Raw genomic sequence first — 19,682 nt, 5'->3', positions numbered from 1 at the left:
GTCAGCGTCCAGTAAGGCGATGCCAGAGCAGCCGCCCGACCCGCGAAGGCGCGCCGGCCGCCTTGGGGGCCTCGGCCAGGTCGAGCCGCGCGCGATGCGCCAGTGCGCCGAGCGCGCGGCCGCCACGACTCCAGCGGGCACCGGCGGCGCGATCGAGCAATGGACGCGCGAGATCGCGGGCAATCGCCCGCTCCTCCTCCGCCTGCAAATTGCCGGCGAGATCGGCGAGCGCCCAGCCTTGCCCCGCAGCTTCCAGCGGGTCGCCCTTGCTGCCGAGCAGCGTACCGGCAGCGACGAACAGCTGCCCCCGACCCTCGCCGAAGCGGCGCATCGCGTCGATGCCGAGCGCTTCCTCCTCGATCAGCACTTCCCAGCCATGGACTATCTGCACGAGCGACGCGCCGGTGACGCCATGACGCAGCACCTCGGCCTCCAACGCCTTGAGTACGGGTTCGGCGGGAGCTGGCATGTGGTCGAGCTTCTCGAGCGCCTCGCGCCACCAGGCGAGCCGCATCTGGCCCAGCGCCGGCTCACGCGTGGTGCGCAACAGCTTGGCGAGCGCATCGTCGAGCGCGAGCAACGCCGCCAGCCCTGCCCGACCTGTCGCCAGCGCATAGGTAAGTATCAGATTTCGTTCCGGATCCTCCACGACCCCCGTCATGCTACGTACCATGAGCATAAGGGCCGCGTTAACCATCGGAATTTATACGTATTTAGCGACAACTGATCCAAACTGCCTCGTTGACCGGGGAATAGGGGCCCTTCCATGCATGAAGGACGGCTGAAATTGGCGAATGCGCGCGCCTTTCTGGGCAAGCTCACACGCGACACGCGTGCGAACACGCTCGCCATCATGGCGGCGGCGCTGATCCCGCTTGCGGGCATGGTCGGCGGCGGCATCGACATCAGCCGCATGTACATCGTCAAGACGCGGCTGCAACATGCCTGCGACGCCGGCGCGCTTGCCGGCCGCAAGTCGATGGGTGGCGGCACCTGGAACCAGACCGTCGGCAGCGTGGCCAATTATCCCCAGGTCACCGCCGGCCAGTTCTTCGACGCGAACTACAATAGCGCGGCTTATGGCGCGACCAACGTCTCCAAGAGCTTCACCGAGAATGCCGGCAAGGTGAGCGGCAGCGCCCAGGCGACGCTGCCGATGACGCTGATGCGCATCTTCGGCAAGACGACCGAGACGCTCACCGTCACCTGCGACGCCGAAATGCGGCTCCCGAACACCGACGTGATGTTCGTGCTCGACGTCACCGGCTCGATGGCCGATCCGCAGCCCGGCGACACCGTGACCAAGATGGCGGCGCTCAAGACCGCGGTGAAGTGCTTCTACGAGATCGTCGCGCGCCTCGATACCGACGCCAATTGCACCACCGGCACGCCCAGCGGCGGCACCGGCAACCAGGTGCAGATCCGCTTCGGATTCGTGCCGTACGACCAGAATGTGAACGTGGGCCGGTTGCTCAAGCCGGAGTGGTTCGCCGACAGCTGGGAATATCAGACGCGGCAGGCCAACTGGACTCCGCCGGGCACCACGAGCAACGGACCCTATTGGGAAGTCTATTCGGGCGGCTCGATCTCGCAGAGCGACTGCCTGAAGTTCATGAACAACCAGTCGTTCAGCGGCTTCTCGCCGACGCCGACCACCTCGGGCAGCTCGCCGTCGCCGAAGATCGACGTCACGTTCCAGAGTGACGGCGTCGCAAGTCAGGGCGGCAACAATGGCGAATTTGGCTGGAACGGCTCGTCTGACAACAGCGGCACCAACCAGAGCTGCCGGCGCCAGCGCACCGATACGACGACGACCTATGTCCCGGCCTTCAAGGACTGGACCTACGATCAGATGGCGGTCAACGTCAGCCTGCTCAAGAACGGCACCAACTGGAACAACAATTTCCAGTGGCCGGTCGGCAACAACGGCGTCAACAAGACGATCGCCTGGGACGGCTGCATCGAAGAGCGCAAGACCGTAAGCTATACGAGCTACGATCCGATCCCGAGCGATGCCAAGGATCTCGACATCGACACCGTGCCGAACAGCGCGGATACGAAATGGGGCATGGCGCTGCCGGGCCTGACCTACACGCGCGCCTCGACCTCGACCAACAATACCACCAACTGGTCCCGCGCCTCGTCGACGACGACGACCAACTACTCGCAGGGCGCGAACTACACGTGCCCCGTCAGCGCCAAGAAGCTGCAGCGCTGGCCGAGCGCCTCGGATTTCGACACCTATGTCGATACGCTCCAGCCGGGCGGCAACACCTATCACGATGCGGGCCTGGTCTGGGGCGCGCGGCTGATGTCCCCGGGCGATGCCAACGGCAATGGCGGCCTGTTCGCGGCGGAGAACAAGCTGACCGACGACGGCGGCGAAATCGAGCGCCACATGATCTTCATGACCGACGGTGACGCCTGTACTGACCTGGAGAACTACACGTCGCACGGCGTCGACTGGTACAATCCGGTCACCTTGCCCGCGAGCACCACGCCGAGCGAAGGCTGTACCAGCACCGGCAACCTCACCCAGCAGATCAACCTGCGCACCGAGGGGCTGTGCACCGCGATCAAGAACCACAAGATCACGCTCTGGGTCATCGCCTTCGGCAATCTCGCGGCTACCACCGAAACGCGCCTTACGAACTGCGCGACCACGGGCCGCTACTTCAAGGCTACCAGCGCCGCCGATCTCCAGGCCACCTTCAAGAAGATCGCCGATCAAATCTCCGCGCTGAGGCTCACCAAGTGATCCGGCGCCGGGCGCTTCTCACGCTTCGCGGCGATGCGCGCGGCGCGACGATCGTCGAGTTCGCGATGATTGCGCCCGTGATGGGCATATTGCTGCTCGGCGCCTTCGACGTGGCGCACACGCTCTACATGCGTGCGGTGCTGCAAGGCATAGTGCAGAAGGTCGGACGCGATTCATCGCTCGAAACCGGCCTCGACGCCGCTACGCAGGCAGTACTCGACGCCAAGGTAACGGCACAGGCCCGGGCGCTGTCGAACAACGCCACGGTGACGATCACGCGCAAATGGTATCGCACCTTCAGCAATGCCGCGGCCGCGAAGTTCGAGCCGTTCACCGATACCAACGGCAACGGCACGTGCGACGGGCCGTCCGGCTCGACGCCGGGCGAGCCCTATGAAGACAATAACAATAACGGCCATTGGGATGCGACCGGCGGCAATCTGGGCTCGGGCGGCGCGAAGGATGCAATGGTCTACACGGTGAACGTCACCTATCCGCGCATGTTTCCGGTCTATCGGATCATTGGCGGCGGCACGAGCACCACCGTCACCGCCACCACCGTGCTGCGCAACCAGCCCTATGGCGACCAGGGCGCCGGCACCGAGAGGAATTGCCCGTGAAGCGTGCTTTCCCCCTTCCCCGCCTGCTGCGCCGCCTCCGCCGCGACGAGAGCGGCCTGGCGATGCTCGAATTCGCCTTCACGCTGCCGATCTTCGCGACTTTGTGCCTCACCGGCGCGGAGCTGACCAATTTCATCATCACCAAGATGCGGGTGAGCCAGATCGCGCTGCATCTGGCGGATAACGCCGCACGTATCGGCGTGGGCACCCAGCTCCAGGCCAAGACGATCAGCGAGGCGGATATCAACGACTTGCTGACCGGCGCCGATCTTCAGTCCGGCGAGCTCGGACTGTTCACCAATGGCCGCGTGACGATCTCCAGCATCGAGCCGGACCCGGTCAACGCCGGCAAGTCGACGATCCGCTGGCAGCGCTGCAAGGGCAACAAGACCGCCATGACCTCGACCTACGGCAACGCTGGCGCGACCAACCTTACGGGGGTCGGCCCTGCCGGCCGCATGGTCGCCGCAGCAACCGACGGCGTCACCATGTTCGTCGAGGTGCGCTACCAATATACGCCGCTGATCAAGACGTCGCTCTCGCCTTCCACCACCTTCGACGAGATCGCCTCGATGATGGTGCGCGACCGCCGCGACACCAGCGACGACACCAAGCTCCCCAACGGCACCAACAACCCGAACCCGCAGCACCCGCTGGGCGTCTACAAGGTCGCCGGCGTCACCGCTTCGACCTGCTGATCATTCTCCCTCGATCGAGCAGGAAAAGAAAAGGCCGGGGTCTCCCCCGGCCTTTTCCGTGTTCGATGGCGTGAGGCTCAGCCCTTATAGGTGACCTTCTTGACCGCCGTGACGACCTTGTCCGCGGTGATCAGTGCCAGCTTCTCGAGATTGGCGGCATAAGGCAGCGGCACGTCTTCGTTGGTCACGCGCAGCACCGGGGCGTCGAGATCGTCGAAGCCCTGCTCCATCGCCACCGCGACGATCTCCGACGAGATCGAGCAGACCGGCCAGCCTTCCTCGACCACCACCATGCGGTTGGTCTTCTTCAGGCTCTCGAGTACCGTGGCGGTGTCGAGCGGGCGCAGCGTGCGCAGATCGACGATCTCGGCGTCGATACCCTCGGCAGCCAGCTTCTCAGCGGCTTCGAGCGCGACGCCCACGCCGATCGAGTAGCTGACGATGGTCACGTCCTTGCCCTCGCGAACGATGCGCGCCTTGCCGATCGGCAGGACGTAATCGTCGAGCTTCGGCACTTCGAAGCTGCGGCCGTACATCAGCTCGTTCTCGAGGAACACGACCGGATCTTCCGAGCGGATCGCGGCCTTGAGCAGGCCCTTGGCGTCCTGCGCGTCATAGGGCGCGATCACGATCAGGCCGGGGACGCTGGCGTACCACGGGCCATAGTTCTGCGAGTGCTGCGCGCCGACGCGCGACGCCGCGCCGTTCGGGCCGCGGAACACGATCGGGCAGCGCATCTGGCCGCCGGACATGTAGTTGGTCTTGGCCGCCGAGTTCACGATGTGGTCGATCGCCTGCATCGCGAAGTTGAAGGTCATGAACTCGACGATCGGCTTGAGGCCGCCCATCGCCGCGCCCGAACCGAGGCCGGCAAAGCCATATTCGGTGATCGGCGTGTCGATCACGCGCTTCGCACCGAACTCCTCGAGCAGGCCCTGGGTGACCTTGTAGGCACCCTGATATTCGGCGACTTCCTCGCCCATCACGAAAACGCGCGGATCCTTGCGCATTTCCTCGGCCATCGCATCGCGCAGCGCCTCGCGGACGGTCGTCTTGACCATCTCGGTGCCCTCGGGGATCGCGGGATCCTTGACGGTAGCCGCCTTCTCGCTGGCGAGCTGCTTGGTGCCGCTGTCGGCCTTCTTCGGGCCGCCATCCTCGCCTGCGGCGGGTTCAGCGTCCTTCTTGGGCGCTTCGGCGGTGGCGGCAGGCGCCGGGGCCGGCGTGGGAGCAGGCGCCGAAGCGTCTTCGCCCTCGCCCGCGATCGTGGCGATCACGGTGCCGACCTTCACGTTATCGGTGCCCTCGGCGATCAGGATCTTGGCGATCGTGCCTTCGTCGACAGCCTCGAACTCCATCGTCGCCTTGTCGGTCTCGATCTCGGCGAGAATGTCGCCCGACTTGACCGTGTCGCCTTCCTTGACGAGCCACTTGGCGAGCGTGCCCTCTTCCATGGTGGGCGAGAGCGCCGGCATCTTAAGTTCGATCGCCATCTCAGTAGGACTCCACCAGCACGTCGGTATACAGTTCGGAAGGATCGGGCTCGGGCGTCTGCTCCGCGTAGTCCGCGGCCTCGTTGACGATCTTGCGGATCTCCTGCTCGATCGTCTTCAGCTCAGCCTCAGTGACCTTCATCTCCTCGAGCTCGCGCTTGACCTGCTCGATCGGATCCGACTTGTCGCGGACCGACTGGACTTCCTCGCGGCTGCGATACTTGGCCGGGTCGGACATCGAGTGGCCACGGTAGCGATAGGTCTTCATCTCGAGGATGATCGGACCCTTGCCGGCGCGGACCCAGGCCAGCGCCTCCTCGGCGGCACCGCGGCAGGCCAGCACGTCCATGCCGTCCACCTGGATGCCGGGGATGCGGAAGCTCTCGCCGCGGCGATAGAGCTGGTCTTCCGACGACGAGCGGTTGACGCTGGTGCCCATGGCATACTGGTTGTTCTCGATCACATAGATGATCGGGAGCTTCCACAGCTCGGCCATGTTGAAGCTCTCGTACACCTGGCCCTGGTTCGACGCGCCATCGCCGAAATAGGCCATGGCGACGCCGCCATCCTCATTATACTTGTGGGCGAAGGCCAAGCCGGTGCCGAGCGACACCTGCGCGCCGACGATGCCGTGGCCGCCGTAGAACTTCTTCTCGGTCGAGAACATGTGCATCGAGCCGCCCTTGCCGCGGCTGATGCCAGCAGCGCGACCAGTCAGCTCGGCCATGATCACCTTGGGATCGATGCCGTAAGCGAGCATATGACCGTGATCGCGGTAGCCCGTGATCACCGAGTCCTTCTCGCCGTCGAGCGCCGACTGCAGGCCGACCGCGACCGCTTCCTGGCCGATATAGAGGTGGCAGAAGCCGCCGATGAAGCCGAGGCCGTAGAGCTGGCCGGCCTTCTCCTCGAAGCGGCGGATCAGCAGCATCTGCTTGTAGAATTCGAGCAGCTGCTCCTTCGAAGCCTCGAACCGTTCCGGCTCGGCCGGCCGTTCGCGATTGGGTACAGCGGGTTCAGTCGTTTTGCGTGCCGGTGCTTTGGCCACAGGAAATCCTCGTCCGGGGAGGGGGAAGGCGGGTGCCTATAAGCGCGTTTTTACCCGCCGCGCAACTAACGCGCGGATAGCGCGTGCCGTTCACGTGCCCTTACGGCAATTGCAGTCTATGCAATCAGAAATGCGGTTTTAGCACGCTGCATTGCAACAAACGCAATCAGCGCCCGGTGGGAGCCGGCGCGTGCTTGTCGAGCGGGATCACCACTTCGTCCGGGCGAACAACATTGAGCTGCTTGCGCGCCAGTTCGTCGGCCAGGTCGGGATCTACACCGCGCTTCTGGTCGAGCAGTTCGACACGGTTCTTGAGCGCCGCGCGCTTCTTGTCGAGCGCGGCATATTCGGCGCTCTTCTGGTCGTAGTCGGCTTTGATCTGCTTGGTCGCCATCACGCCGGTCGGTCCCAGCACGGCGTTATAGGCGAAGAAGCCGACCGCGATCAGCACCAGCGCGGGCAGGCCGGCGCGGCGGAGCAGGGTCTGGATCGGAGAGGCGTTACGCGAGCGCATAAGGTGATTCTCGCTTAACCATGCGTTCCACGCAAGGCCCGTATTGACCCGGAAAGGGGCTCCCCTGCCCTATGGCAAGGAAGCCCTTCGTCCATCTTACTTCTTGATCACCGAACGGCCGGCATAGACCGCCACGTCGCCCAGCTCTTCCTCGATGCGGATCAGCTGGTTGTACTTGGCGAGCCGGTCCGAGCGCGACAGCGAGCCAGTCTTGATCTGCCCGCAATTGGTGGCGACCGCGAGATCGGCGATCGTGGCGTCCTCGGTCTCGCCCGAACGGTGCGACATCACTGCGGTGTAGGACGAGCGATGCGCCAGGCCGACCGCCTCGAGCGTCTCGGTGAGCGTGCCGATCTGGTTGACCTTCACCAGGATCGAATTGGCATAGCCACCATCGATGCCGCGCTGGAGGCGCTTGGGGTTGGTGACGAACAGATCGTCGCCGACCAGCTGAACCTTGCCGCCGAGCTTTTCGGTCAGCGCCTTCCAGCCCTCCCAATCGTCCTCGGCCATGCCGTCCTCGATCGAGAAGATCGGATACTTGGCGGCCAGGCCGGCGAGGAACTCGACATTCTCGGCCGAGGAGAGCGTCTTGCCCTCGCCCACCATCTTGTAGAGGCCTTCGCGATAATATTCGGTGGCAGCGCAATCGAGCGCGAGCATCACGTCGTCGCCCGGCTTGTAGCCGGCGGCCTCGATCGAGCTCATGATGAAGTCCAGCGCCTCGGTGGTGCTGGCGATGTTCGGCGCGAAGCCGCCCTCGTCGCCCACGCTGGTCGCCAGGCCCTTCTCGTGCAGCTTCTTCTTCAGCGTGTGGAAGATCTCCGAGCCGCAGCGCACTGCCTCGACGATGTTCTCCGCGCCCACCGGCACGATCATGAACTCCTGGAAGTCGATCGGATTGTCGGCATGCTCGCCGCCGTTGATGATGTTCATCATCGGCACCGGCAGGACGTGCGCGTTGACGCCGCCGACGTAGCGATAGAGCGGCAGGCCGCGCGCGTCGGCAGCGGCCTTGGCGACGGCCAGGCTGACGCCCAGGATCGCATTGGCGCCGAGACGGCTTTTGTTCTCGGTGCCGTCGAGTTCGATCATCGCGATATCGAGATCGGCCTGGTCCTCGGCTTCCATGCCGACGACTTCCTCGAAGATGTCGCTGTTGACGGCTTCGACCGCCTTGTCGACGCCCTTGCCGAGCCAGCGCGACTTGTCGCCGTCCCGCATCTCGACGGCTTCATGCGCACCGGTCGAAGCGCCCGAGGGCACGGCGGCGCGGCCGAAGCTGCCATCCTCAAGCATCACATCGACCTCAACGGTGGGGTTACCACGGCTGTCGAGAATCTGGCGAGCATGGACGTCGATGATTGCGGTCACGAAACGGTCTCCCTAGGTATGGGGTATTGAGGGCGCGACGCGGCCTCTAACGGCAACCGATGGAACTCGCAAACGTGGCCGTGGTTGTTTCGCAAAAGGCATGGAGGGTTTTTGGCATGGCTGACGAAACGACGGGCGAGACGATCGACGCAACGGCGGAAACGACCGCCGAGAGCGCCAGGCGCTCCGCAACAGATACGATCCGCGAAAAGGCCGGCGAGATCGGCAGTGAAGCAGCGGACCGCGCGCGTGCCTTTGCCGCCGATGGCAAGGAAAAGGCCACGGGCGCGCTCGATGAGGTCGCCAAGATGATGCAGTCGGCCGCGACCGACGTCGATACGCGGCTCGGCGAGCAATATGGCAAATATGCCCGCTCGGCGGCGGACGGCATTTCGAACTTCGCCGAGAGCCTGCGCGGCAAGGAAGTCGACGACCTGATCGACGACGTCACCAAGTTCGTCCGCAAGAGCCCGGCGATTGCTGTCGGTGTCGCTGCGGGCCTGGGCTTCGTGCTGGCGCGGCTGATCAAGTCCGGAGTCGATGCCGCGTCCGACGCGGCCGACAACGACAAGGCATAGGAGCGTAACGGGGGGTGGACACGCCGCGGCCTGACGAAAAGAGCGTCGGCGAGCTGCTTCAGCAGCTGGTCGAGGACGGCAAGTCCTATGCCGACGCCGAGCTCGGCTATTATCGCACTTTGGCGCGATCGAAGCTCCGTGACGCGCGGGCGATGCTGTGGATGGGCGGGGTCGCGCTGGTCCTGGCCCAGGCCGCGGCGGTCGCGCTTGTCGTCGGGCTGGTGCTCACCCTCTCCCCGCTGGTCGGTCCTGGCTTTGCCACGCTGATCGTGGTGACGGCGTTCCTCGCGATCGCCGGCCTGATGGGCTGGCTCGCCTGGACGCATGTGAAGCGTATCTACAAGGAAAAGCCGTGAGCGAGAATCCGCACGACGTGGATGCCGCCAAGGCGCGGATCGAAGCGGCAAAGGCGCAGCTTTTCGGCACGCTGGGTCAGGTGCAGGAGCGGCTCAGCCCCTCCAACCTCGCCCAGGACGCCGTGGAGAGCGCTGCGCACGGCGTCGCCACCGTTGCCCGCAAGGGCGCCGAAGCGGTGCGTAGCCGCCCCCTCGCCGCCGCCGGCGTCGTTGCAACGATCGGCCTCGTCATGGCGCGGGGCTGGATCGGCGACATCCTCGGCAAGCGGCATGAAACTCGCGACCCGGCCACGGGTTTGAAGCCTAAAGGCAAGAAAGGATCCTCGTGATGAGCACCAACCCCGCAAATGAGCAGAGCGAGAGCCTGACCGAGAACCCCTATGTGCTGGTCGGTGGCGGCATCGCGCTGGGCGTGCTGATCGGCATGCTGATCCCGCGCAGCCAGAAGGAGCGCGAACTCCTTCAGGGGGCCGGGCAGCAGATCGCCGACAGGGTTACCGGTACGGTCCAGGCAGTGAAGGATGCCGGCAAGGCGGAGATCGAAGGGCTGCTGCCGAGCAAGCAGGCCGCGCAGGATCGCGTGGGCGCGCTGTTCGGCAATCTCGTCGATGCAGCCAAGGGGGCGACGCAAAAGGCTTGAGGCGAAGCGCCCGCCCTGTCTAAGGCCTCTATAAACAAGAAAACGTTTTCGGAGGCCCAATGAGCAAGCTGCATCTCGTCTTCGGCGGTCGCGTGACCGATCCGATGACTCTCGATTTCGTCGATCCGACCAAGCTCGATGTCGTCGGCATCTATCCCGACTATGCCAGCGCGGAGAATGCCTGGCGCAGTGCCGCCCAGCGCACGGTTGATGATGCCGAGATGCGCTATGTCGTGGTGCATCTGCACCGGCTGCTCGAGCCCGATCTCGACGCCTAAGTTTCAGTGATGCGTTCCCCGGCCTCGGCCGGGGAGCAGCGTTCAGCGCTCGAAAGCGCTCAGGCCTTGCGCCAGTGCCACATGAACAGGGGCCGCGCAGCGGCCAGCCCCGCTAGGAAGCCGCCGATCGGCGCCGCGGCGCCCCAGGCGAACACTTCCCAGGCCGAACTGCCGGCGGATACCGGCTGGATCAAGGCGCCCAGCACGCTGATCGCCGTCCACGCCGCGGCGAGCCATGCCACGTGCACCGTACGCGCCGAAAACGGTCCGATCGGCGGATTGCGCGGCTGCCCATAGAGCAGCGAATAGGCTCCGATCACTGCCGAGAGCGCGCCGTTCATGCCGAGCAGCGGCCACATCGCGTCGGGTGCGACCAGATAATAAGTGGCAGCGGAAGCGAAGGCGCCGAATGCGTAAAGCAGCACGAACTGCGGCCAGCCGATCGCCTGCTCGGTCTTCTGCCCGGTGATGACCAGCATCAGTACGTTGAAGAAGATCTGCAGCGCGCCGGCATGGATGAAAAGCGTCGAGAACGGCGTCAGCAGCGCCGGCACCGCCCAGGTGCCGGGCGCGAACAGTTCGGTCTGCAGCCGGGCGGGAATGAAGCCTGCCAGCACCACCGCATCCGGAAGCTGGCGCGTGATCAGGATCACGGCACTGACCAGCGCCGTGATCGCACAGATCGTGATCGTTGCGGGAAAGTCGCGAAACTTCACGCTCAGATGAATTCGATTTTCGACACCAGATAATAGCGGTCGCCGGCGGGCACCGAGACCTCGACCTCTTCATCCACCTTGCGGCCGATCAGCGCGCGACCAAGCGGCGAGTTGTACGAGATGCGACCCTTGCCGGCATCGGCCTCGGTCTCGCTGACGATCTGGTACTTGATCGGCTTCTCGTCCTCGTCGAGCAGCGTCACCGTCGCGCCGAACACGACCTTGTCGCCCGAAAGCTCGCGCGGATCGATGATCTGGGCGCGGCTCAGCTTGCCTTCGATATCGGCGATCGTCGCTTCGTTCTGGCCCTGCTGCTCCTTGGCGGCATGATATTCGGCGTTTTCCGAAAGATCGCCATGCGCGCGGGCTTCCTCGATCGCATCCACGATCAGAGGTCGCTCGATTTTGAGGCGCTTCAGCTCTGCGGTGAGCTTCTCGTAGCCCTCCTTGAGCATCGGCATCTTTTCGACCGTCGCCATCCACCAAAGCCCTTCAAAACGCCCCGTTCCACAAGCGGCCCCGGGGGGACGCCCGCACATGGATACTGATGGGGGAGATCAATTGTGCGAATGCGAATAATAAGACGCCTGCGGGCGCCGTGCAAGGCTAGGAAAGTTATCTAGTCTGCGTAGGCCTAATATATCTCGTTGTTTCCCGGCGAAGGCCGGGCCCAGTTGCAATGACTTACGAGGCGCGTGCTGCGCCTCGAGCGCGTCGTGCTGGGCCCGGCTTTCGCCGGTGAAGCAAGAAAGAGGATCAGCCGCGCGAGGCGTAGAAGTCCTGCAGCGGCCGCACGTCCAGGCTGTGCTTCGACAGCGCCTCGATTGCCCGCGCCGCCGCGACGCTTGCCTGCGCCGTGGTGAAATAGGGGATCTTGAGGTTGAGCGCCGAGCGGCGGATGTCCGACGAGTCTTTCAGCGACTGCCAGCCTTCCGTCGTGTTGAAGATCAGCCCGATATCGCCGTCCAGGATGCGATCGACGATGTGCGGACGGCCCTGCGCCACCTTGTTGACCCGCTCCACTGCGATGCCCTCGGCTTCGAGATAATCCGCGGTGCCGCCGGTCGCGACGATGGTGAAGCCAAGCTCGGCGAGCAGGCGGACGCCGGGCATCACCACCGGCTTGTCGGTATCCTTGACGCTGACGAACAGCCGCCCCGTGCTCGGCAGCACCGTCCCCGCCCCCAGCTGCGCCTTGGCGAAGCTGGTCGCGAAGTCCATGTCGATACCCATGACTTCGCCGGTCGACTTCATCTCGGGCGAGAGCACCGGATCGACGCCGGGGAACTTGTTGAACGGGAACACCGCTTCCTTGACCGCGATATAATCGATGTTGCGGTCGATCTTCGGCAGGTCGGCGAGCTTCTCGCCCGCCATCACCCGGCTGGCGATCTTGGCGACCGGAATGCCGATCGCCTTGGCGACGAAGGGCACCGTGCGCGAGGCACGCGGGTTCACCTCGATCAGGTAGACCTCGCCATCCTTCACCGCGAACTGGATGTTCATCAGGCCCTTGACCATCAGCGCCCGGGCGAGCGCCTCGGTCTGGCGCTCGATCTCGGCGATGATCTCGGCCGGCAGGCTGTAGGGCGGGATCGAGCAGGCGCTGTCGCCCGAATGGACGCCGGCTTCCTCGATATGCTGGAGCACGCCGGCCACCACCACATCGGTGCCGTCGGCGATCGCGTCGACGTCCACTTCCACGGCATCGCGCAGATACTGGTCGATCAGCACGGGCGAGTCGCCCGAGACCTGCACCGCGGTCTGGATGTAGTCGTCGAGCTGCTGGGTCGAGTCGACGATCTCCATCGCGCGGCCGCCGAGCACGTAGCTGGGACGCATCAGCACCGGATAGCCGATCCGCTCGGCGATCTTCACCGCCTCGTCGCGCGTGCGGGCAAGGCCGTTGGAGGGCTGCTTGAGGCCAAGCTTCTCGACCAGGTCGGCGAAGCGCTCGCGGTCCTCGGCCAGATCGATCGCGTCGGGCGAGGTGCCGAGGATCGGAATACCCTCCGCTTCCAGCGCCTTGGCGAGGTTGAGCGGGGTCTGGCCGCCGAACTGGACGATCACGCCGACCAACTCGCCCTTCGACTGCTCGACATGCAGGATCTCCAGCACGTCCTCGGCAGTCAGCGGCTCGAAATAGAGGCGGTCCGACGTGTCATAGTCGGTGCTCACCGTCTCCGGATTGCAGTTGACCATGATCGTCTCATAGCCCGCATCCGCCAGCGCGAAGCAGGCGTGGCAGCAGCAATAGTCGAACTCGATGCCTTGGCCGATGCGGTTCGGACCGCCGCCCAGGATCACGATCTTCTTGCGATCGCTCGGCATCGCCTCGTTCTCGGGCTCGCCAAAGGTCGGCGCCTCGTAGGACGAGTACATATACGGCGTCTTCGCCTCGAACTCGGCGGCGCAGGTGTCGATCCGCTTGAAAACCGGGCGCACGCCCAGCTTGTGGCGATGCGCGCGCACGTCGTTCTCGGTCACGCCGCCGGTCATCGCCTTGACGACTTCGCCGATCAGCCCCGAGCTCTTCGCCATCGCATCGGTGCCTTCGCGCAGGTTCGCCGACTTGAGCGCGAGGAAGGCCAGGCGCTTGTCGCTGAAGCCCATCGCCTTCAACCGGCGCATGCCCTGCGCGTCCTGGGGGAGCCCCTTGCTGGCGACCTCATCTTCTGCCGCGATGATCTCGGCAATGCGCTCCATGAACCACGGATCGTATTGCGCGACCGCGCAGACCTCGGCGACGGTGAAGCCCTCGCGCAGCGCCTGGGCGGCGATCAGGAGCCGGTCGGGCGAGCGCACGGCGAGCGCCGCCTCGATCTCGTCCCGGCGGGCCCCGGCGAGCTTGTCGACATTGTTGAAGCCGCTGAGCCCGGTCTCGAGGCCGCGCAGCGCCTTCTGCATCGATTCGTGGATGTTGCGGCCGATCGCCATCACCTCACCGACCGACTTCATCGCGGTGCCAAGCGTGGCTTCGGCGCCCTTGAACTTCTCGAAGGCGAAGCGCGGGATCTTGGTGACGACGTAATCGATCGTCGGCTCGAAGCTCGCCGGGGTCGCACCGGTGATATCGTTGTCGATCTCGTCGAGCGTATAGCCCACCGCCAGCTTGGCCGCGACCTTGGCGATCGGGAAGCCGGTCGCCTTCGAAGCCAGCGCCGACGAGCGCGACACGCGCGGGTTCATCTCGATGACGATCAGGCGGCCGTCTTTCGGATTCACTGCGAACTGCACGTTCGAACCGCCGGTTTCGACGCCGATTTCCCGGAGTACCGCGATCGATGCATTGCGCATGATCTGGTATTCCTTGTCGGTCAGCGTCAGCGCCGGGGCGACGGTGATCGAATCGCCGGTATGCGTGCCCATCGCGTCGACATTCTCGATGCTGCACACGATGATGGCGTTGTCCTTGCGATCGCGGACAACCTCCATCTCATATTCCTTCCAACCGAGGAGCGACTCCTCGATCAGCACCTCGGTCGTCGGCGACAGGTCGAGGCCCGTCCGCACGATCGCGATGAACTCCTCGCGGTTGTACGCGATGCCGCCGCCCGAGCCGCCCATGGTGAAGCTGGGGCGGATGATCGCCGGCAGGCCGACATGCTCGAGCCCCGCCAGCGCCTCGGCCTCGGTATGCGCGATATGGCTGCGGGCGCTTTCGAGCCCGATCTTGGTCATCGCGTCCTTGAACTTCAGCCGGTCCTCGGCCTTGTCGATCGCCTCGGCATCGGCGCCGATCATGATGCAGCCGAACTTCTCCAGCGTGCCGTCATTCGCCAATGCGAGCGCGGTATTCAGCGCGGTCTGGCCGCCCATCGTCGGCAGCACCGCATCGGGGCGCTCCTTCTCGATGATCTTGGCGACGATCGCCGGCGTGATCGGCTCGACATAGGTGGCGTCGGCCAGCTCGGGATCGGTCATGATCGTCGCCGGGTTCGAATTGACCAGGACGATGCGATAGCCCTCTTCCTTGAGCGCCTTGATCGCCTGCGTGCCCGAATAGTCGAACTCGCAAGCCTGGCCGATCACGATCGGGCCGGCACCAATGACGAGGATCGAGGAGATGTCGGTACGCTTGGGCATCAGTCGTATTCGGTCCTAATTCTGGCAGATCCCTTACGGGCTGCGGAGATCAGTTGGGGCGCACTGCACCCTGCGGAACCAGCAACATGCCAGTTTGCAGCGCGCCAAAGGCACCGCTCGATGCCTGTGCATACAGCGCAGTCGCGGTCTTCTTGTCGGTCTTCGAATCGAAGAAGACCATCAACTCGAGCTTGCCGCCTTCATCGGCGCGCGCGGTGGCGAGGTTCTTCGCCTTGGCCGCCGCGTCGAGCTTGCCCAGCACTTCTTCTGTGCCGAAGGCTACAAAGCCCAGGAATGTCTGCTTCGACCCGTCGGCAGCCGTAACTGTGAAAGTCGGCGGCCGGCGCTGGGCATCCTGCGGGGCTACAAAGGCCAGGAGGAGCGCCAGCGCGATCACTTGGCCATCATCCCCACGAACCGCTCGAACAGATACAGGCTGTCCTGCGGCCCCGGGCTGGCCTCGGGGTGATACTGGACGCTGAACGCCTGCCGGTCGGTCAGCTCGATCCCCGCGTTCGATCCGTCGAACAGCGACACATGCGTCTCGCGGACATTCTCGGGCAGCGTCTCGCGCTCGACTGCGAAGCCGTGGTTCATGCTGGTGATCTCGACCGCACCGTCTTCCAGCCGCTTGACCGGATGGTTGGCACCGCGATGGCCCTGGAACATCTTGGTGGTCTCGGCGCCCACCGCCAGGCCAAGCAGCTGGTGGCCCAGGCAGATGCCGAACAGCGGCTTGCCGGTGTCGAGCAGCTGGCGGATCACCGGCACGGCATATTCGCCGGTCGCGGCCGGGTCGCCCGGGCCGTTCGACAGGAAGAAGCCGTCCGGGTTGAACGACATCACCTGCTCAAAGGTCGCAGCCGCAGGCAGCACGGTCACCTTGGCGCCGGCGGCAACCAGGTTGCGGAAGATGTTGCGCTTCGAGCCGTAATCGATCGCCACGACGTGCGGGCGATTGTCCTCGGCGCCTTCCGGCCCATAGCCGAAGCCCAGGCGCCAGACGCCGCCTTCCCAGCCATAATGCGTCTCGGTCGTCACGCTAATCGCGAGGTCCATGCCTTCCAGGCCCGGCCAGCCGCGCGCCATCTCGAGGAGCAGCGGAATATCGAACTTGCCCTCGGCCGAATGTGCGATCACGCCGTTGGGCGCACCGGCAAGCCGGATGCGGCGGGTCAGGGCGCGGGTATCGATGCCGGAGAGGCCGATACGGGCATGCTTCTTCATCCAAGCATCGAGATGCTCGGTCGAACGGAAGTTGCTCGGCTCGGTCACGTCCTCGCGCACGATCATGCCCAGCGCATGTGGATCGTCCGCTTCGATATCGTCGGGGTTGGCGCCGACATTGCCGATATGCGGGAAGGTGAAGTTGATGATCTGACCGGCGAAGCTCGGGTCGGTCATGATCTCCTGATAGCCGGTCATCGCGGTGTGGAAGCACACTTCGCCGACGGCCTGGCCCTCTGCGCCGAAGCCGCGGCCCCAGATTACATCCCCTGACGCTAACACCAATACGCCCGTGGCTCCGGAAGGCATGGGCATGGAATTGGCTTCGGCCATTTAGGGGTGGCTCTCCATCAGATTGCAGCAATGTCGCTAAGTGCCGCCCGCTAGACCCCTACCCCCCTCGCGTCAACCGGTTCCCGGGTCTATTGCGAGGTCAATCCCCGATTCACGAGAGATGAAATGATCCGAGACGATATCAAGGCAGCCCAGATCACCGCGATGAAAGCCGGCGACAAGGAGACCCGCGGCGCGATCAGCCTGATCCAGAGCGCGATCAAGAACCGCGACATCGAGGAACGCGTGAAGGCGCAGCCGATGGACGACGACGCGATGGTGATCGAAGTGCTCCAGAAGATGGTCAAGCAGCGCCGCGAATCGATCGAGATGTTCGAGAAAGGCGGCCGCCAGGAACTCGCCGATAACGAGAAGGCCGAGGTTGCGGTGATCGAGCGCTTCCTCCCCGCTCAGATGAGCGACGCCGAGACCAGCGCCGCGATCGAGGCGATCAAGGCCGAGCTCGGCGCGTCGGGCATGAAGGACATGGGCCGCGTGATGGCCGAACTGAAGACGCGCCACGCGACCACGCTCGACATGAGCAAGGCCAGCGGCCTGGTGAAGGCGGCGCTGAGCTAAATCTAGCTCCCCCTCCCTTCCAAGGGAGGGGGTTGGGGGGTGGGTGAGTGTTCACGCAGAGCACGCTGTGGATGCAGGCGCGAGCGAAGGAGCTTCGCCACAACCCCACGCCCATGGAAGAAAAGCTCTGGCAGCGCCTTCGGGCCTCTCAGCTGGAAGGGCTCAAGTTTCGCTTCCAGCACATCATCGAACCGTGCATCGTCGATTTCTGCGCTGCTAGCATAGGGCTGGTGGTCGAGGTCGATGGCGACACCCATGTTGCCGATGCCGACAGAGATCGTGACATCGGACTTGGCCAATTAGGTTACACAGTGCTTCGCTTTACCAATCATGAGGTCGCGACCAACATCGACGGCGTACTTGAGACGATAGCGGCTCGGGCGCGGGGGCTTCCCGTGCGACAGTGGAATCGCGGACGCACCCTCCCCCCAGCCCCCTCCCTTGGAAGGGAGGGGGAGTAAGTGTCCCTCACTCCCGCCTTTCTCGACGAACTCCGCGCCCGCACCCTGCTGTCCGGGCTGATCGCCAAGACGGTCAAGCTCCAGAAGGCGGGACGGGAATTCCGTGCCTGCTGCCCGTTCCACAATGAGAAGACGCCGAGCTTCTACGTCAATGACGACAAGGGCTTTTATCACTGCTTCGGCTGTGGCGCCCATGGCGACGCGATCCGCTGGATGACCGACCAGCGGGGCCTGCCCTTCATCGATGCGGTGAAGGAGCTGGTCCAGGCCGCCGGCCTCGAAATGCCCGAGCAGGATCGCCGGTCGGCGGAAAAAGCCGAGCGCGCCAAGGGCCTGCATGAGGCGATGGAGGATGCGGCAAAGTTCTTCGTCGAGCGGCTCCACGGCATCGAGGGCGCGGAGGCGCGCGCGGTGCTCAAGAAGCGCGGGATCAACGAGGAGACCGCCAAGACGTTCGGTATCGGCTTCTCCCCCGATTCGCGCGGCAAGCTAAAGGAAGCGCTGAAAAGCTACGGCGATCCGATGCTGGTCGAGGCCGGGATGTTGATCTCGGTCGAGGGCAAGGACCCGTACGACCGATTCCGCGGCCGGCTGATGATCCCCATCCGCGATGTACGCGGCCGCGCGATTGCGTTCGGCGGCCGCATCATCGGCGACGGCGAGCCGAAATATCTCAACTCTCCCGAGACCCCGCTCTTCGACAAGGGCCGCACGCTCTACAATCTCGACCGCGCCCAGGCCGCGGCGCGCAAGTCCGGCCGGATCATCGCAGTCGAGGGCTATATGGACGTGATCGCGCTCGCCCAGGCCGGGTTCGGCGAGGCAGTGGCGCCGCTCGGCACGGCGATGACCGAGCACCAGCTCGAGCGGCTCTGGCGGATCGCCGACGTCCCCCTGCTCTGCTTTGACGGCGATTCGGCGGGGCAAAAGGCTGCGCTACGCGCCGCGCACCGCGCCATGCCGATGCTCGAGCCCGGGCGCAGCCTCGCCTTCGTCACGCTGCCCGACGGGCTCGATCCCGACGATCTGGTCCGCGCCCAGGGCCCGGGTGCCTTTGAAGCGCTGCTCGGCAAGGCGCAGCCGCTGGTCGATCGCCTCTGGCAAAGCGAGATCGCCGCCGAGCCGCTCGACACGCCCGAGCAGCGCGCCGGGCTCAAGCGCCGCCTTGCCGCGCTCGCCGACACGATCGGCGACGCGAACGTCAAACACGAATATCTCGCCGAGTTCCGCGAGCGTACCGACATGCATTTCGGGCGCGGCCAGCGCGCCTTTGAGGCCCGCGGGCAGCGCGGCCCCGGCGCTCCCGCCGCGCGTGGCAAGCGCGACAAGCGCGGTAACTGGCTCCCCCCCGAGCCGCCGCTGACCCAGCAGACACGCTCGGTACAGGCCGGCGGGCTCGATCCGATCCTCGCCAAAGCCGTGCTCGCCGGGCTGATCCGCCATCCGGCCGAGATCGCTCGCCATATGGAGGTGCTCGGTAGTCTGCGCGGCGCCTCAGGGGCGCTCGGCAAGCTGTTCGAGGCAGTGGTCGATGTGGCGCTGGAAGACCGACAGCTTGATCGTGCCAAAGTGCTCACCATATTGGCGCGGTCCGGATTTGATCAGATGGCGAGCGAGCTGCTGCGGGCCGATACCCTGCCCTTCTCCTTTACCCGGCCCGAGGCCGAGGAAAAGAAGGCGCGCGAAGACCTGAACGAGGCGATCGCAGTGATGGTGGCGCGACCGGCAGTGGACGCGGCGCTGGCAGAGGCAACGGCCGTGATGCTCGAGCGTTTCGACGACGTGGCGTTTGCCCGGCAAACGGCTTTGCTGCGGCAGCGCCAGGAGCTGGAAACGCGCCTCGCGAATCTGATGCTTGCGGACGATGAAAATTTCGAGGATTAGAGCGGCGTATAATTGCCGCCATCCAAGTTTCGAGGGTTA

Annotated in this window: 21 protein-coding genes; 11 read left to right on the top strand and 10 right to left on the bottom strand. The window is 64.9% G+C overall.

What is annotated here, in order from left to right; translation table 11 throughout:
• Nucleotide 1 precedes the first annotated feature (1 nt).
• Nucleotides 2–661 carry a hypothetical protein gene (locus HZY97_RS04370; protein WP_180140928.1) on the bottom strand — a complete coding sequence of 220 codons (660 nt, stop codon included), beginning with the start codon at nucleotides 659–661 and terminating at the stop codon, nucleotides 2–4.
• A 105-nt stretch (nucleotides 662–766) separates the two neighbouring features.
• On the opposite strand from HZY97_RS04370, the gene HZY97_RS04365 reads away from it, so the two are divergent.
• From HZY97_RS04365 to HZY97_RS04355, 3 genes are read left to right on the top strand one after another with little or no spacing between them, the layout of a single operon-like run.
• Nucleotides 767–2,758, top strand: coding sequence for a TadE/TadG family type IV pilus assembly protein (locus tag HZY97_RS04365; protein WP_180140926.1), 1,992 nt, complete (start codon nucleotides 767–769; stop codon nucleotides 2,756–2,758).
• Nucleotides 2,755–3,378, top strand: coding sequence for a TadE/TadG family type IV pilus assembly protein (locus tag HZY97_RS04360; protein ID WP_180140924.1), 624 nt, complete (start codon nucleotides 2,755–2,757; stop codon nucleotides 3,376–3,378). Before HZY97_RS04365 ends, HZY97_RS04360 begins: the two co-directional genes overlap by 4 nt.
• Nucleotides 3,375–4,076 (top strand): TadE/TadG family type IV pilus assembly protein, encoded by a 702-nt coding sequence (locus tag HZY97_RS04355; protein WP_373684287.1) that lies wholly within the window; start codon nucleotides 3,375–3,377, stop codon nucleotides 4,074–4,076. Before HZY97_RS04360 ends, HZY97_RS04355 begins: the two co-directional genes overlap by 4 nt.
• A 77-nt stretch (nucleotides 4,077–4,153) precedes the next feature.
• On the opposite strand, the gene HZY97_RS04350 is transcribed toward HZY97_RS04355, so the two are convergent.
• From HZY97_RS04350 to eno, 4 genes are all read right to left on the bottom strand, one after another.
• On the bottom strand, nucleotides 4,154–5,569 hold the full coding sequence (locus HZY97_RS04350) for a pyruvate dehydrogenase complex E1 component subunit beta (RefSeq protein WP_180140922.1): 1,416 nt from the start codon (nucleotides 5,567–5,569) through the stop codon (nucleotides 4,154–4,156).
• Nucleotide 5,570: 1 nt separating this feature from the next.
• On the bottom strand, nucleotides 5,571–6,617 hold the full coding sequence (pdhA, locus tag HZY97_RS04345; protein WP_180140921.1) for a pyruvate dehydrogenase (acetyl-transferring) E1 component subunit alpha: 1,047 nt from the start codon (nucleotides 6,615–6,617) through the stop codon (nucleotides 5,571–5,573).
• A gap of 166 nt (nucleotides 6,618–6,783) precedes the next feature.
• On the bottom strand, nucleotides 6,784–7,131 hold the full coding sequence (locus HZY97_RS04340; RefSeq protein ID WP_180140919.1) for a septum formation initiator family protein: 348 nt from the start codon (nucleotides 7,129–7,131) through the stop codon (nucleotides 6,784–6,786).
• A gap of 96 nt (nucleotides 7,132–7,227) precedes the next feature.
• Nucleotides 7,228–8,505 (bottom strand): phosphopyruvate hydratase, encoded by a 1,278-nt coding sequence (gene eno / locus HZY97_RS04335; protein ID WP_180140917.1) that lies wholly within the window; start codon nucleotides 8,503–8,505, stop codon nucleotides 7,228–7,230.
• A gap of 116 nt (nucleotides 8,506–8,621) precedes the next feature.
• Here eno and HZY97_RS04330 point away from each other — a divergent pair, with 116 nt between their 5' ends.
• From HZY97_RS04330 to HZY97_RS04310, 5 genes are read left to right on the top strand one after another with little or no spacing between them, the layout of a single operon-like run.
• Nucleotides 8,622–9,083 (top strand): hypothetical protein, encoded by a 462-nt coding sequence (locus HZY97_RS04330; RefSeq protein ID WP_180140915.1) that lies wholly within the window; start codon nucleotides 8,622–8,624, stop codon nucleotides 9,081–9,083.
• Nucleotides 9,084–9,097: 14 nt separating this feature from the next.
• On the top strand, nucleotides 9,098–9,439 hold the full coding sequence (locus tag HZY97_RS04325; protein WP_180140914.1) for a phage holin family protein: 342 nt from the start codon (nucleotides 9,098–9,100) through the stop codon (nucleotides 9,437–9,439).
• Nucleotides 9,436–9,768 carry a DUF3618 domain-containing protein gene (locus tag HZY97_RS04320; RefSeq protein ID WP_180140912.1) on the top strand — a complete coding sequence of 111 codons (333 nt, stop codon included), beginning with the start codon at nucleotides 9,436–9,438 and terminating at the stop codon, nucleotides 9,766–9,768. Before HZY97_RS04325 ends, HZY97_RS04320 begins: the two co-directional genes overlap by 4 nt.
• Nucleotides 9,768–10,079 carry a hypothetical protein gene (locus tag HZY97_RS04315; protein WP_180140909.1) on the top strand — a complete coding sequence of 104 codons (312 nt, stop codon included), beginning with the start codon at nucleotides 9,768–9,770 and terminating at the stop codon, nucleotides 10,077–10,079. Before HZY97_RS04320 ends, HZY97_RS04315 begins: the two co-directional genes overlap by 1 nt.
• A 59-nt stretch (nucleotides 10,080–10,138) precedes the next feature.
• Nucleotides 10,139–10,357, top strand: a complete 219-nt coding sequence (locus tag HZY97_RS04310) for a DUF4170 domain-containing protein (RefSeq protein WP_180140907.1) — start codon at nucleotides 10,139–10,141, stop codon at nucleotides 10,355–10,357.
• Between the two features lie 59 nt (nucleotides 10,358–10,416).
• On the opposite strand, the gene HZY97_RS04305 is transcribed toward HZY97_RS04310, so the two are convergent.
• From HZY97_RS04305 to carA, 5 genes are all read right to left on the bottom strand, one after another.
• Nucleotides 10,417–11,073 (bottom strand): rhomboid family intramembrane serine protease, encoded by a 657-nt coding sequence (locus HZY97_RS04305; protein ID WP_180140905.1) that lies wholly within the window; start codon nucleotides 11,071–11,073, stop codon nucleotides 10,417–10,419.
• A gap of 2 nt (nucleotides 11,074–11,075) precedes the next feature.
• The gene (gene greA, locus HZY97_RS04300) at nucleotides 11,076–11,552 is read right to left on the bottom strand and encodes a transcription elongation factor GreA (protein WP_180140897.1); all 477 of its coding nucleotides are present in this window, start codon (nucleotides 11,550–11,552) and stop codon (nucleotides 11,076–11,078) included.
• A gap of 277 nt (nucleotides 11,553–11,829) precedes the next feature.
• Nucleotides 11,830–15,159: a carbamoyl-phosphate synthase large subunit gene (gene carB / locus HZY97_RS04295; RefSeq protein WP_180140895.1), complete on the bottom strand. Its 3,330-nt coding sequence runs from the start codon at nucleotides 15,157–15,159 to the stop codon at nucleotides 11,830–11,832.
• Nucleotides 15,160–15,208: 49 nt separating this feature from the next.
• Nucleotides 15,209–15,556, bottom strand: a complete 348-nt coding sequence (locus tag HZY97_RS04290) for a hypothetical protein (RefSeq protein ID WP_180140887.1) — start codon at nucleotides 15,554–15,556, stop codon at nucleotides 15,209–15,211.
• The gene (carA, locus tag HZY97_RS04285) at nucleotides 15,553–16,719 is read right to left on the bottom strand and encodes a glutamine-hydrolyzing carbamoyl-phosphate synthase small subunit (RefSeq protein WP_180140885.1); all 1,167 of its coding nucleotides are present in this window, start codon (nucleotides 16,717–16,719) and stop codon (nucleotides 15,553–15,555) included. Before carA ends, HZY97_RS04290 begins: the two co-directional genes overlap by 4 nt.
• Nucleotides 16,720–16,845: 126 nt before the next feature.
• Between carA and HZY97_RS04280 the strand changes: the two genes are divergently transcribed.
• The 3 genes from HZY97_RS04280 to dnaG are packed head-to-tail and all read left to right on the top strand — an operon-like array spanning nucleotide 16,846 to nucleotide 19,643.
• Nucleotides 16,846–17,298: a GatB/YqeY domain-containing protein gene (locus HZY97_RS04280; protein ID WP_180140877.1), complete on the top strand. Its 453-nt coding sequence runs from the start codon at nucleotides 16,846–16,848 to the stop codon at nucleotides 17,296–17,298.
• Between the two features lie 47 nt (nucleotides 17,299–17,345).
• Complete coding sequence (locus HZY97_RS04275; RefSeq protein ID WP_180140875.1) at nucleotides 17,346–17,759, top strand: DUF559 domain-containing protein; 414 nt, start codon at nucleotides 17,346–17,348, stop codon at nucleotides 17,757–17,759.
• Nucleotides 17,760–19,643 (top strand): DNA primase, encoded by a 1,884-nt coding sequence (gene dnaG / locus HZY97_RS04270; protein ID WP_180140873.1) that lies wholly within the window; start codon nucleotides 17,760–17,762, stop codon nucleotides 19,641–19,643.
• Nucleotides 19,644–19,682: the final 39 nt, after the last annotated feature.

This window comes from Sphingomonas sp. R-74633, assembly GCF_013416555.1.
Taxonomy (GTDB): Bacteria; Pseudomonadota; Alphaproteobacteria; order Sphingomonadales; family Sphingomonadaceae; genus Sphingomonas.
Note: the sequence above shows the minus strand (reverse complement) of the source record. Positions and strands in the feature narration are given on the sequence as shown.